The organism is Bacillus safensis FO-36b (assembly GCF_000691165.1).
Classification (GTDB): Bacteria; Bacillota; Bacilli; order Bacillales; family Bacillaceae; genus Bacillus; species Bacillus safensis.
This window is the reverse complement of sequence record NZ_ASJD01000002.1, coordinates 479,007-492,911: the sequence shown is the minus strand read 5'-3', so window position 1 is coordinate 492,911 and position 13,905 is coordinate 479,007. Positions and strand designations below refer to the sequence as shown.

Genomic DNA, 13,905 nt, shown 5'->3' with positions numbered 1-13,905 from the left:
GGAAAGATTCACTGCCCGTTATTAAGTATTCAATACGTTGAAAACAATTCCTTTACTAAAATGGTCTTATTTTACATAGTTACAAAGAACTATTTTGTTTATAAAGTCGCACTTATTCACAAATGTCTGTTGATAACTCAATTATTCAGATACATATATGGAAAATAAAAAATTTACATACACAAAATCTAGTAAGAGGGTGTTGATATGTGGATAAACCCTGTTGATAAGGTGTGCTTATCTTTGGGATAGCGTGTGCATAAAATTTTCATTGAAACATCCAGGCACATGATGATCTTCTGCACTTTTCAACAAAACTTCTGAAAACTAGTTGGTTTTTTCACCCAGATTGTGACAAACCTCTCTTTTTTCTCGGGATATGATAGGAGCAGTTGTTTTGCTAGAGCTGCTAGATTCTAAGAAAAGCGGAGGGATGTTCAGTGAAGAAATTAAAAAGCTGGTTGAGCGTATGGTTTGGTTTTATGATGAATGTGCTTGTGAACCCTGGTGTGATGATGAAACAGCAAGGGTTTCAGGCGGCCGCGGCGGATGCTGGATTCTTTGAAGTAGTGAAAGAGAGAGAGCTGGAGAAACTGGCAGAAGAACATAAGAAGAAACGCAGGATAGAGAAGCGGTTTACTCAAAGTCTGATGATGCTTGAAGAGAAGACGATGCGAGAGGCGCGTGCTGGTCCGCTCTTACCTTTACAGAAAAAGTGAAACAGGGTAAAATCCCACATAAGAAATGTTATCTGCTGGGAGAGGATACCCCTTGAAGATATATAAAATATTGAATAACAACGCAGTGATTGTGAAGGAGGGCGATCAGGAGAAAATTGTGATGGGACCCGGAATTGCTTTTCAGAAGGGGAAAAATGACGTCGTTCCTCTTCAAAAAATAGAGAAAATCTTTGTTGTGCGTGAAGAAAATGAGAAATTCAAACAAATTCTTGCCACATTGCCAGAAGCGCATATTGAGGTGGCAGAGCATATCATCAGTTATGCAGAGGGTAAACTCATGATGCCGCTCAGTGATCACATTCACATATCACTGACTGATCATTTGTCCTTCGCCATTGAACGCCTTCAAAAAGGCATTGTGTTATATAATAAATTGCTTGGTGAGATCAAAGTCTTATATAAGCAGGAATATGAGATTGGAAAGTATGCCATTCGTTATGTAAAGGAGCGGCTTGGGGTTGAACTGCCGGACGATGAGGCAGGATATGTGGCACTTCATATTCATACGGCCAAAATGAATACGGAGTCCATGAAAAAGACCGTGAAATATACAACGATGATCAAAGAAATGATCGAGCATATTGAAAGATATTTTCAGCATTCAATTGATGAGGATAGTATTTCCTATCAGCGGCTTGTGACACATTTGAGGTATGCATTAGGCAGGTTGGAATCAAATGAGGCATTTCAAATCATGGACGAAGACATGCTGATTTTTATCCAAACAAAGTATGATACAGCGTACCGTTGTGCACTTGGACTTGCTGATTTGTTAAAAGATGAATATGGACTTCATCTCCCTGAATCGGAGATCGGCTACATCACGCTGCATGTCCAGCGTCTGCAGGAAGCCGAATTGGTTTAAAATGATGTGCCTGCATGCAGGCTTTTTTTTATGCACACTACTCTTATTAGTGTACATGGGTCATTGGATTTGAAAAAAGAGGTTGACGCATGTCACAGTCTTATACTATGATGAAAGCGTAATCAAAATTTGATACCGCGGGATTGTGACTGTCAGGCAGGCAAGACCTAAAATTTGCGTAACGAGGGGACGTGTATGTCCTTTACTCGTTGGTGAATTTTAGGTCTTTTTTGCTTTAAAAAAGGAGGAAACTTCATGGATTATCAAAAAACAGCCAAAGAATTAACAAAACTGTTAGGCGGAAAAGAAAATGTCATCAGTGCTACGCATTGTGCAACAAGACTCAGATTGGTGGTGAAAAATGAGGATTTGATTGACAAAGAGGCCATTGAAGAACTTGAAGGTGTAAAAGGGGCTTTCTCAAGTTCAGGACAATTTCAAGTCATTTTTGGAACGGGATCTGTCAACAAAGTATATGAACCATTTGCTCGTGAGACTGGTCTTGAGACTGGCGACGAGAAACAAAAGCCTGTCAGCCATGATGAAGCAGTGAAACAAAAAATGAATCCACTTGCGCGTTTTGCAAAGACGTTATCGAATATTTTTGTACCAATCATTCCAGCAATTGTGGCAAGCGGTTTGTTAATGGGTCTCTTAGGTATGATGAAAGCCTTCAAATGGGCTGATCCAAGCTCTGCGATCTTCCAAATGCTTGATATGTTCTCAAGTGCAGCCTTTATCATTTTGCCGATTTTAATTGGGGTCAGTGCAGCGAAAGAGTTTGGCGGAAATCCGTATTTAGGGGCTGTCATAGGGGGAATTATGATTCACCCGAATCTGCTTAATCCGTGGGGATTGACGGAAGCAAAACCTGAATATATGCATTTATTCAATATTGATATTGCTCTTCTTGGTTACCAAGGGACGGTTATTCCAGTGTTATTGACCGTATATATCATGTGCCTTGTTGAGAAGAATTTAAGAAAAGTCGTTCCGAACAGTATTGATTTACTTGTGACCCCATTTGTGACGGTGATTGTCACTGGATTTGTGACATTTATTGCAGTTGGACCGCTTGGAAGAATGCTTGGTACAGGCATTTCGAATGCACTGACATTTATTTATGACCATGCAGGGTTCTTAGCAGGACTCATTTTCGGCGGTGCTTACTCTTTAATTGTGCTCACAGGGGTTCACCATAGCTTCCATGCGATTGAGGCAGGGTTGCTGAATGATATTGGGCGTAACTATTTGCTGCCAATCTGGGCAATGTCCAATGTCGCGCAAGGCGGGGCAGGATTGGCTGTTTTTTTCTTAGCCAAGCGTGCAAAAACAAAAGAAATTGCCCTTCCTGCTGCCTTCTCTGCTTTTTTAGGAATTACTGAGCCTGTTATATTCGGTGTAAACCTCCGCTATCGTCAACCATTTATTGCGGCGATGATTGGAGGAGCATTGGGCGGGGCATTTGTAGTTTTCACGAAGGTAGCAGCCAATGCTTATGGTTTAACAGGCATTCCGATGATTGCGATTGCAGCACCATTCGGTGTTCAGAATGTGGTCAATTATGTGATTGGTATGTTAATCGCTGTTGCTGTTTCATTTATTCTCACTATCATTTTTAAAATAAAAGAAGTCGAAAAATAATCAAGGAGTGGTCACAGTCATGACAACTACTGACGCAGCACTTCGTCAAAAGATAGCAGACCGTATTCGAAACTATGAGCATTTGGTCAAAAAGGATGTGTACCGGCAGCATTTTCATTTGATGCCGCCAGTCGGTCTTTTAAATGATCCGAATGGGCTGATTCAGTGGAAAGGAATTTACCACGTCTTTTATCAGTGGCAGCCATTCAAAACGGGGCATGGTGCAAAATTCTGGGGGCATTACACATCGACAGATCTAGTCAATTGGCAGCACGAAGAAGCCGCTCTTGCCCCAAGTGATTGGTTTGATCAAAACGGCTGTTATTCTGGCAGTGCATTTATAGACGATGGACAGATGCATGTGATGTACACTGGAAACGTTCGGGATGAACAAGGGAACCGTGAGACGTATCAATGTTTAGCTGTTTCGGAAGATGGTATTCACTTTCAGAAAAAAGGTGTCGTGGCAACACTGCCGGAAGGGTTCACTGCTCATTTTCGAGATCCAAAGGTATGGAAGCGAAATGGCCAGTGGTACATGGTCCTTGGTGCACAAAGCTTAGACCTGAAGGGACACCTTGTCTTATTTACCTCTGATACGTTAGATAATTGGACGTTTCAAGGCACGATTGCAGGCAGCGGAAAGAATGGTTTAGACAATTTCGGCTATATGTGGGAATGTCCAGACCTGTTTGAATTAGACGGCCGGGATGTATTGATTGTGTCACCGCAAGGGCTAGAGCCGAATGGCTTAAAATATCACAACACACATCAATCAGGCTATTTTGTTGGCACATTGGATGATCATTCCTATCAATATACACACGGAGCGTTTGAGGAGCTGGACCGCGGCTTTGACTTCTATGCGCAGCAAACCTTTCTAGACGAATCAGGCAGACGACTTTTAATCGGGTGGATGGGGGTGCCTGATCAAGGAGAAGAACATCATCCGACCATTTCTTATCAATGGATACACTGCCTCACGATCCCGAGAGAGCTCCGTTTAGATGAGGACGGACATCTGATTCAAAAACCAGTAAGTGAACTTCAATCCATGCGGACCAATGAACAAGAGCATGTTTTTCATATTAAACGTTCTGTTCATTCCATCCCTGTAGAGGATATTACGAGCGCAGAGGTATTCATTGATCAAATTGACACACAAAAAGGGTTTGAATGCTGTATCCGTGCAGCAGCACGCATCATCTATGATAAAGAGGAAGGAAAGCTGACATTAGAGCGGGATCGATTTGAAGATCGATCAAAGGAAGTTCGTGAAGCAGTCATAGAGGAATTACACGACCTTCATATCTTTATCGATTCATCGTCAATTGAGATTTTTGTAAACGGAGGCCGAGAAGTTTTTACTGCACGTTACTTTCCTTCCCCGGGAAATAAATCGATCTCCATCAGTGGCAGAAATGAAACAAAGCTGAAACTGAAGACTTGGCATTTACAAAGAGAAGCAGGTCTTTGATCTGCTAAACAAGTAGAGAAAACATCTACGTCTTCTACGCCTTGGTTAATTCTAAAGACAAAAAGAAGCCACTCCTAGTCATTGTAGTTTAAGAGAAGAATTAGAGGAAACAGGTTGTCATTACGAGAGAGTCATCAAGATGTTGGATCGAGTAGACAATAACAAGAAAATGTACCTAAGAAAATGCACCTGTATGAAAGAGAGACTATTAAGAATAGTCTCTCTTTTAATTTAAAAATTCACTCAAATTTAACATGTCAATTTATCAGTTATTAAAATTTCCTTAAAATTATATTTATGTTTACATGATCCATATTAACTATTAGTGTGGTAAATGTGGACAACTCTAAAAAAGGAATTGGAGGTAATAATATGAAAAAATGTAATGTTATTGTCACATCCTTGTTGTCAGCATCTGTATTATTCACTGGATTTGGATTGGAGGGAAATGCGCAAGCGAAAGATGTATTTCCTTCTATGAACGATGAAAGAGTCAAAGAAGAAATAGAAGAAATGAAGGCAGAGGGAATGACCTCTGAACAGATTAAAGAACTTCAAGAGATGAGCAAAAAGGAATATGATTCTGTATCTACGGAAGCAAAAGCAGAAGTTATATTCGAAGAGTCGCAGAAAGATATCGAACAATATATCAAAGATGGTGTGATTGACGAATATCTACCTAAGTACAATGAAGAAAAAGAAAAGATGGGCGTAAATGCCAAGAGCAAGAGCCTAGGAACTAAAGGCGATGTGTTGGTTAGCTATGATTTGAATTCAGGCAGTTCTGCAATTGGATTCGGACACGCTGCAATTGTTTCGAGGAAAAAAGCTAAGACTGTAGAGGCTTGGCATAAAAATTGGAGTCCTATTAAACAACATGGAGTCAGAAGATATAATAATAATTGGGGTTCTAGAAAGAAGAAGGTTTATGGGCTATGGGTGAAGAAGTCTAATAATACCAAATATGTAAATACTGCTAAATATGCTGAAAAGCAAGCCGATCAAAAGAAGCCATACAATTTGAACTTCTTTGACAAGAAAACTACAAAAAAATTCTATTGTTCTCAATTGGCTTGGAGAGCATGGAAGAATCAAGGACACGACATTGACAATATAAAAATTGATTCGGTTGTATCGCCAATGGAATTAGTTAACTCTAACAACACGAAGGTCTTTTATCATAAAAAGTAAGTTAATAAGCAGTCGGGGATTTCCCCGATTGCTTTGCTTGTTTAAAATTGAAGGGAGATGATTGAATGAAATACTTTAAGTTACTTTTATTAGCTTGCGCCATAGCACTTGTTTGTTCAGCATGTTCAAAAAAAGAGGAGGTTGCAGGGGACTCTCCTAAGGGAGAATTGAGCCATATGAAAGATAGTAAATTTGCTATCATATATTCGCAGGCAATGGACAGAGGATGCGAGATGGTCAACTACAACGATAAAGGAAAGAAATTGTCGAGTATGACAATGAAAGACTGCGTAGGATTTACTTCTTCTACTCAAAGCAATCATAATATCTACTTTTCATCTAATAGGTCTAATTACCATGTGTCTTTAAATAAGAAGACTGGCAAGGTAGAGCCTTTGAATACAAAATCACTTTCAAAATCTACAGATGACGAGGGTGCATTCTTTATTAACTACTCTAATGGGTATGTTTTACACGACATTAACGTTGGTTTTACAGAGGATGGCTTAGTAGGAGAATTAGTATACTGGAATGAAGATGACAACGATAAAAATCAAGTTGAATTAGAAGGAGAATTAACAACAGCTATATTTGAAGACAAAAAAATCTATGCCATTCTCAGTAATGATGAAAGTGTAACAGTGTCTTCAATAAATCCTAAAACCCATAAAGAAAAACGAAAAAAGTTAGACGTAGACTCAGTATTCTTCCCTGACAATAATGAGTCTTTGAAGTCATTAAACAACGAAGAGTTAATACTTGCCTTAAACGATGGCGTTGACAGTAAACAGGAGTCTATGTTGGTGGTACTCGACAAAAAAACTCTCGATAAGAAAAGAGAAATAGTAATGGATAAAGGATTCACTATCTACAAGACCAACGTAGATGATGATAAAGTCACGATAGTCTCCTATGAAGGAGAAGTTAAGATATTCAACAGAGACCTCAAAGAGATATCTTCTGAAAAAATTCCACTTAATTTTAAATCAGATGACGAACGTTTAGAAGAGGTTAAGATTTTAGACGACAAGATTTATGCATTGGTAAGAATGTTTGAGAGAGATAAGAATGGAGTTATTGGTAGAATTATTGAATATAATATTGAAAGCAAGGAATCTAAAGAGATATCACTAAAATCTGATAAAGATTGGGAAATGACAAGCATGGAAGTTATAAGATAGCTGTATAGGAGAGTGGGGTATATTAACTTACATTATCTTCAACCCATGGGTCTTGTGTTATTCACATTGCCGTTGTTGTATTTAGCTTGGGGGGTTATTGGCTATTTAATTTTTAAGAAGGTTTATGTGGTTCTAATGATCACATTTATCACATCAACCATTTTCATATTTTCCTATACTGGTTTTGACATGTCAAATATGTATTGGGTAGGGATTGTGACTTTTTTATGCATGTGTACCACTGTAATTACAAAAATTATTCGAGACGTGTATTATCGCTATAAAAGAGCATAGTAACCAGTCAAAGCTTGTGTTCACGAACATGAGCTTTATTTATTTTAACATTTATATTAATTATTCTTTACATATTTTCTAAAAATTCACTATACAACCTGTAATAATGAAAATAAAGGGAAAGTGATAGGGGGAGGTCTGTTTGGCAGAGAAAGTGGCAAGCCCACTTGTTGCTAAGATGATCGGTGATTGGAACGGCTTTATAAAGAAACAGGACATACTAAATGCAGAAAGTAAAAGAAAAGAGATTGTAATAGCCCGCAAAAATATGGAAGAAGACCAAAATGTCTTAATATACTTTAGCTTGATTGATCCCAGGTACAAAATGATGGTTCAGGAATAGAAAGAGGATAAACTCAATCGGAACTGTCGTTCATTTTTGCAAAAAATAAATGTTGCTTGTGAAAAAATGTTCGGTGTATGGGAGGCTTTTTTTCATTAAAGCACTTCATCATACTTACGCAAAAAATTGTAGAAAAACATGGCTTTCTTTACAATCTGAGCAGATCAATGATCTGCTTTTTTCTAGTGAGATCAGCCTGTAACTTAAAGCCTATAGCGTGTATATACAAGGTTGGCCTAAAGCGGTTTGATGACGTTTTACATATATGATAACAGGTGGAATTATGGTATCATTTTAAAATATATACAGCTGAGGCTGACGTTTATCCAAATGCGGTAGGACAAAAAAAGGGGTTGTTTACTTGAATTCAAAACAGCAGCCGACGACTAGAAAACGCTTGGAGACAATGGCAGATCATGTTGAAGATAAACGTGAAGAATATAAAGAATTGCTCATTCAAGTTCAATCTATTCTCGGTGAACCTTCTTTAGAGCAGGAAGAAGTGAAAGAGAAGCTGTCAGATACGTATAAACAAATGAAAGAATATGCTTTATTTGTTGAATCCATTGAAGCCTTTATTCGAAAAATGGCGAAAGAGTCCGATCAGCAAAAATAGGCATTCATGTATGGATAAAAGAGTGTACTCGGAAGCGGGTACGCTTTTTTAATTCAATAAGATTAATCAGAAATTTAAATGAAAGCGTTGACATTTATATTGTCATGATCAATAATAAATAAAAATTTCATCTGAGCATGTACAGGAGGAACGATATGAACTATACAACCAAGAAATGCCTGATCACCTTTATTATTGTCCTGTTTTCTATGAGTTTTCTTTTTCCTTCCGTTTCTTCTGCCCGAAATCATACGTCGTCTGCTGCGTCAACTGCTTCAGTCCCGTCTGGTCAATATTATCGTTCACAAGAGGTAGCTCTGCATTCTCACGTTCAAAAAGCTTCTCTTTATTACACAACAGATGGCAGCCAGCCGACAACTCATAGTCAGTTATACAAAAAGCCCATTCATATCGAAACTGATACGACTTTAAAAGTAAGCGCTTACAAAAATAGGTATCGACTTGCTACATCTACGTACAATTATCGTTTTGTCACACGAGAGGATATCGCATCATCCTTTTTATCTTTTGAATATCAAGGAATGCCTTATCGGTTGTACATTCCGAAAAATCATAAGAGGGGTAAAGCCTATCCTTTAGTCCTCTTCTTACATGGAGGCGGGGAGAGGGGAACAGACAATCAAAAGCAGTTACTTGCGAATGATGGTGCAGTTTTATGGGCTTCTCCTGAAGTTCAAAAGAAACATCCTTCGTATGTACTTGCACCTCAGGCGCGAAATGCTGTCGATGGAGGCTTTGCATTAACAAGAAATGTGCAAAATGAAATTGATCTGACGAATGTGTTTCAATTTTCACCAGATTTACACAAAGCTTATGATGTCCTTCAGCATGTGTTAACTTCTTATCAGATTGACCAGAAAAGAATTTATGCGACGGGTTTATCACAAGGTGGATTTGGCACGTACCAGTTGAACATCACATATCCTCGTTTGTTTGCAGCGATGATTCCTATTGCGGGGGGTGCAGATCCGAGCAAGGCGGGAATTTTAGCGAGCAAGCCAATATGGGCATTTCATGCAGAGGATGATTCCATTATCCCTATCAGCTATGCAAGAAATACAATTCAAGCTATTCAAAAAGCTGGCGGCCAGCCGCTTTATACGGAGTATGCAAGCAAGTATGGATATGACCATGCATCATGGACGCCTGCTTATGAGACGCCAGGCTTAACAGATTGGCTGTTTGCGCAGAGACGAAGCTTTCGATAAACAAAAACCGATTCACCTTCTAACAAGGCGAATCGGTTTTTTCTGTTTTATTTGTCAAAACGATGAGCAGAATGCTTTGTTGGTCCGATGTATTCGTTTAGCTGGAAAGAGCCTTTAATGGCAGCCGTGATGAATTCTTTTGCTGCATAAATGGCTTCTTTCACGTCTGATCCATTCGCTAGTTCAGCTGTGACTGCTGCTGAGAATGTGCAGCCTGCGCCGTGTGTGTATTCTGTGTCGATTTTATCTGTTTCAAGGCGTTCGAAGGTTTGTCCATCATAAAGCAAATCGATGGCTTTGTCTTCGCTGAGCTTACCGCCTCCAGTGATTACCACATACTTTGCACCAAGTTCGTGAATGCGTTTTGCTGCTTCTTCCATTTGTTCGATCGTTTTGATCTCGCCGATTCCGCTTAATTGACCTGCTTCGAAAAGATTAGGTGTGATAACGGTTGCCAGTGGCGTGAGCTTTTCACGCAATGCTTCCGCGTGCTCTGGGTAAAGGACTTCGTTCGCCCCCTTACAAACCATGACAGGATCAATGACGACATTTTTTAGGTCATATGTTTTGATGGTGTCAGCTGCAAGCTCAATCACGTCGACGGTTGGAAGCATACCCGTTTTCAGCGCATCTACACCAATACCTTCTACAATGGTAGAGAGCTGCGCGCGAATTGTCGCCGTATCAATTGGAAACACCTGATGATCCCAATGATTATGAGGGTCCATTGCAACGACAACGGTTAAAGCTGTCATCCCGTAGACGTTTTTTTCTTGAAACGTTTTTAAATCTGCTTGGATACCTGCACCGCCGCTTGAATCCGAACCAGCGATGGTGAGTGCTTTATTCATAGACATAGTTGCTGAACCTCCAATGTGATGTGTAACAGTTACTGTTCTATCCCTTATTATAATCAGCTTTTCCATTTATCACAATGAAACGGCATAAAAAAGCGTTCCTCTCATCGGAACGCCTCCCTTTCTTACCTTTTACAAATCACCAATTTCCCTTTTTTCAGTTCATCTAAAAGGGTTAAGGCTAACTCTTGATCGGCCCCAGTTGACATCATTTTGGCCATCAGTTCATCATCCCGGGTACGAATGACATTGGCGACTTGATCCAAAATCCCTTGATCGACCGCAGTCATGCTTTTGGCATCTGTATACTCCGTTACGGTATCAGAGCGTTCTGGGTCGTACGCAAAAACAAAAACAGCGTCTTTTGATGAACCCGATGAATGAATGTGGTCAATGGTCTGTTTTGCTTCTTTACTATTTTCCACCGTGATATATTCCATCATGATCACTCCTTTTCATCAAAAATTCCCATTTTCCCATCAAATCAAACCGCCTTTTATATCATGAGAAGAAAGTCAATTTATGTTTTAATGGAAAAAGACGAATCTATTAAAGGAGTAAGCTGCATATGAAGATTTCCTTATTAATTGTGACACATAACCGGCTCAGCGCACTGTGTGAGCTGCTTGAATCCATTACAAGACAAACCGTACAGCCTTTTGAAATTGTTGTCGTCAATGATGCAGGAGAGCGAGTCGACATCATTCAGGAACTTTACCCTGAGCTTCCGATCCGCTTGATTCATTTAGATGAGAATGTCCAGCATGTAAATGCCAGAAATGTGGGGGTGCGGGAGCTGACAGGAGACGTCATCATGCTGAGTGACGACGATGATTACTTCACACCTTGTCATATCGAACGCATGAGCAAGGCGCTGGAAGATGCCGATTTTGTCTTTTCTGATGCAGAAATTGTATCATTTGAAGAAAAAGGCGCGACCCGTTTCCCGCTGTCGAGGCGTTTGTTTGCTTATACAGCGGATATTGAGGATATGCGTGTCTTTTCTACATATGTTCCTTCGGGCAGTATGTACAAACGCTGTATACACGATGAGATTGGCTATTTTGATCCAGCGATGCATCATTATTGGGACTGGGACTTCTTTTTGCGTGTATCACAGCATGCCCGAGTCAAACGAGTGCCAGCGGCGAGCGTGATCTATGCGTTTTTTGACGGCGGTGGAAATCAGTCTAGTGATCTGGGTGAAACAAGGAAAAACTACTTAGATGATTTAAGTGAAAAGCATGAACTGGGCGATCTGCCGACAGCGAACTTTGCGATATTATTAGAAGAACCAGCGATGAAAAAAAGAGAATCAGAGAGTGAGATTGTGTGGGATGGAAAACCGATGATCTCCAGACTAGCGCAGCAAGTAGAAGGAGGAAAACCACAATGAAGCCATTTTTAAATGATAGCTGGTGGGCTGTGATGAAAAGTGAATTTGAACAGCCGTATTATCAGGAATTACGTGAATGGATGAAGGAAGAATATCGCACGCAGACCGTTTTTCCAAAACCAGATGACGTGTATCGTGCTCTTCATTTGACGTCATATGAAAAGGTCAAAGTGGTGATTTTAGGACAAGACCCTTATCATGGCCCAGGGCAGGCACATGGATTAAGCTTTTCTGTTCAGCCGGGCGTCAAACATCCGCCATCTTTGAGAAATATTTTTCAGGAGCTACAGGATGATCTTGGCTGTCCTGTTCCAAACCACGGTTCACTTGTCAGCTGGGCAGAGCAGGGTGTGCTGCTCTTAAACACTGTGCTGACTGTGAGAAGGGGCGAGGCGAATTCTCATAAAGGCAAGGGCTGGGAACGAGTGACAGACCGCGTGATTGATGTGCTGAATCAGCGTGAGCAGCCTGTCGTTTTTGTGTTATGGGGAAGACATGCTCAAAACAAGAAAGAACGCATTGATCAAAACAAGCATTTCATCATTGAGTCACCTCATCCAAGTCCTTTTTCTGCAAGAAACGGCTTTTTTGGCAGCCGGCCGTTTTCAAAGGTAAACGCGTATTTAAAGCAAATGGGGATTGAAGAAATCAATTGGTGTATCAAGGATATTGAATGAAAATAGGACGAGGGGAGAGCCCCTTCGTCCTGTTTATTTTAAAAATTTGCGGACCAAGTCGAGTCCATTTTTCGCATTTGGATAACGGAAGGAAAAATCGAAGCGATTGGTTTGCCGCAGGACGCTTTTTTCATGCGTAAAAGTAAAGAAGCTTTCCTTCCCGTGATATCGCCCCATGCCGCTTTCGCCGACGCCTCCGAATGGCAGGTAAGGGGTAGCGACATGCATAAGCGTGTCATTGATACATCCTCCGCCAAATGAGAGGTTGTTTAGAATATAGGATTCTGTTTCTTTATTTGTTGTAAATAAGTAAAGCGCAAGCGGCTTCGGTCTTGCTTTGATCATATGAACTGCCTCATGCAGAGAATCAAAGGTCATGACAGGCAGAATCGGTCCGAAAATTTCCTCCTGCATGACAGGATCTTCCCATGTGATGTTGTCTAAAATGGTCGGAGCGATTTTGAGCTCCTGTTCATTGCGCTGTCCACCTGTGACGATCGATCCATTTGAGAGAAATTGTGTAAGCCTGTCAAAGTGACGCTGGCTGACATTTTTTCCAAAGTGCGGATGCGTTTCGGGATGTTCACCATAAAAGTCACGGATACAGGCTGTCATTTCTCGCAAAAGTTCCTCTTTGATGGATTCATGAACGAGCAAATAGTCTGGTGCAATGCAGGTTTGCCCTGCATTGGTGAACTTTCCAAAGGTGATCCGCTTCGCTGCCAGCTTGATGTCGGCATCAGGCATGACGATGCTGGGACTTTTTCCGCCAAGCTCAAGTGTGACAGGGGTCAAATGCTTTGCGGCGGCTTCCATGACGACTTTGCCAACTGCCACACTTCCAGTAAAGAAGATATAATCAAAGGGCAGTTTCAGCAGTTCTGTACTGACTTCAACACCGCCCTCTACGACAGCCGCATGGTCTTCTTGAAATACACGTTTGATGATAGTGCTGATCACTTGTGAGACTGCCGGCGTCAGCTCAGACGGCTTTAAAATCACGGCATTTCCCGCAGAAATCGCACCGACTAATGGAGAAAGGGCCAATTGGAAAGGATAGTTCCAAGGAGCAATGATGAGCACAGTTCCATAAGGTTCCTTGATAATCATGCTTTTTGATCCGATATGAGTCAGCGGTGTTTTCACGCGAGTTGGCTTCGCCCATTTGTGAAGGTGATTGATGGTATGATTGATTTCTTCATACACCATCCCAATCTCTGTTGTATAGGCTTCCTGTTCGGATTTATGTAAATCATGGGCTAAGGCCTGTAATATATCCTTTTCATGCTGTTTGATTGCTGCTTTTAAATCTTGAAGAATGCGGATGCGTTCTTGAACCGCCGGCTTCTGAAAGACTTTTTGTTTCTGAAATAGAGCAGTAAGCTTGTCCATTAT

At 40.6% G+C, this 13,905-nt stretch carries 15 protein-coding genes; 12 read left to right on the top strand and 3 right to left on the bottom strand.

What is annotated here, in order from left to right:
• Nucleotides 1-440 precede the first annotated feature (440 nt).
• From BA81_RS06925 to BA81_RS06880, 10 genes are all read left to right on the top strand, one after another.
• Nucleotides 441-719, top strand: a complete 279-nt coding sequence (locus BA81_RS06925) for a hypothetical protein (protein WP_034281298.1) — start codon at nt 441-443, stop codon at nt 717-719.
• Nucleotides 720-771: 52 nt separating this feature from the next.
• Entirely contained in the window at nt 772-1,605 is an 834-nt protein-coding gene (locus tag BA81_RS06920) for a PRD domain-containing protein (RefSeq protein ID WP_034281297.1), read from the top strand.
• A 255-nt stretch (nt 1,606-1,860) separates the two neighbouring features.
• Nucleotides 1,861-3,249, top strand: a complete 1,389-nt coding sequence (locus BA81_RS06915; RefSeq protein ID WP_034281296.1) for a sucrose-specific PTS transporter subunit IIBC — start codon at nt 1,861-1,863, stop codon at nt 3,247-3,249.
• 19 nt (nt 3,250-3,268) lie between these two features.
• Entirely contained in the window at nt 3,269-4,726 is a 1,458-nt protein-coding gene (locus BA81_RS06910) for a glycoside hydrolase family 32 protein (RefSeq protein WP_034281295.1), read from the top strand.
• A gap of 372 nt (nt 4,727-5,098) precedes the next feature.
• Complete coding sequence (locus BA81_RS06905; protein WP_034281294.1) at nt 5,099-5,917, top strand: septation ring formation regulator EzrA; 819 nt, start codon at nt 5,099-5,101, stop codon at nt 5,915-5,917.
• A gap of 65 nt (nt 5,918-5,982) precedes the next feature.
• Nucleotides 5,983-7,098, top strand: a complete 1,116-nt coding sequence (locus tag BA81_RS06900; protein WP_034281293.1) for a hypothetical protein — start codon at nt 5,983-5,985, stop codon at nt 7,096-7,098.
• 45 nt (nt 7,099-7,143) lie between these two features.
• The gene (locus tag BA81_RS06895) at nt 7,144-7,392 is read left to right on the top strand and encodes a DUF2651 family protein (RefSeq protein ID WP_169737549.1); all 249 of its coding nucleotides are present in this window, start codon (nt 7,144-7,146) and stop codon (nt 7,390-7,392) included.
• 142 nt (nt 7,393-7,534) lie between these two features.
• Complete coding sequence (locus BA81_RS06890) at nt 7,535-7,735, top strand: response regulator aspartate phosphatase (protein ID WP_034281292.1); 201 nt, start codon at nt 7,535-7,537, stop codon at nt 7,733-7,735.
• Between the two features lie 361 nt (nt 7,736-8,096).
• Nucleotides 8,097-8,351: a hypothetical protein gene (locus tag BA81_RS06885; RefSeq protein WP_024423823.1), complete on the top strand. Its 255-nt coding sequence runs from the start codon at nt 8,097-8,099 to the stop codon at nt 8,349-8,351.
• Nucleotides 8,352-8,506: 155 nt separating this feature from the next.
• On the top strand, nt 8,507-9,580 hold the full coding sequence (locus BA81_RS06880) for a chitobiase/beta-hexosaminidase C-terminal domain-containing protein (RefSeq protein WP_034281290.1): 1,074 nt from the start codon (nt 8,507-8,509) through the stop codon (nt 9,578-9,580).
• Between the two features lie 47 nt (nt 9,581-9,627).
• Here the strand turns inward: BA81_RS06880 and BA81_RS06875 are convergent, their stop codons facing one another.
• Nucleotides 9,628-10,437, bottom strand: a complete 810-nt coding sequence (locus tag BA81_RS06875) for a bifunctional hydroxymethylpyrimidine kinase/phosphomethylpyrimidine kinase (protein WP_024426411.1) — start codon at nt 10,435-10,437, stop codon at nt 9,628-9,630.
• Nucleotides 10,438-10,562: 125 nt separating this feature from the next.
• Nucleotides 10,563-10,877 carry a YflT domain-containing protein gene (locus BA81_RS06870; protein ID WP_024426410.1) on the bottom strand — a complete coding sequence of 105 codons (315 nt, stop codon included), beginning with the start codon at nt 10,875-10,877 and terminating at the stop codon, nt 10,563-10,565.
• Nucleotides 10,878-11,005: 128 nt separating this feature from the next.
• Between BA81_RS06870 and BA81_RS06865 the strand changes: the two genes are divergently transcribed.
• Nucleotides 11,006-11,833, top strand: a complete 828-nt coding sequence (locus BA81_RS06865) for a glycosyltransferase family 2 protein (RefSeq protein ID WP_024423819.1) — start codon at nt 11,006-11,008, stop codon at nt 11,831-11,833.
• Entirely contained in the window at nt 11,830-12,510 is a 681-nt protein-coding gene (locus BA81_RS06860; RefSeq protein WP_034281289.1) for a uracil-DNA glycosylase, read from the top strand. Before BA81_RS06865 ends, BA81_RS06860 begins: the two co-directional genes overlap by 4 nt.
• A gap of 33 nt (nt 12,511-12,543) precedes the next feature.
• On the opposite strand, the gene BA81_RS06855 is transcribed toward BA81_RS06860, so the two are convergent.
• A complete protein-coding gene (locus tag BA81_RS06855; RefSeq protein WP_034281288.1) occupies nt 12,544-13,902 on the bottom strand; it encodes an aldehyde dehydrogenase in 1,359 nt (452 codons plus the stop codon).
• Nucleotides 13,903-13,905: the final 3 nt, after the last annotated feature.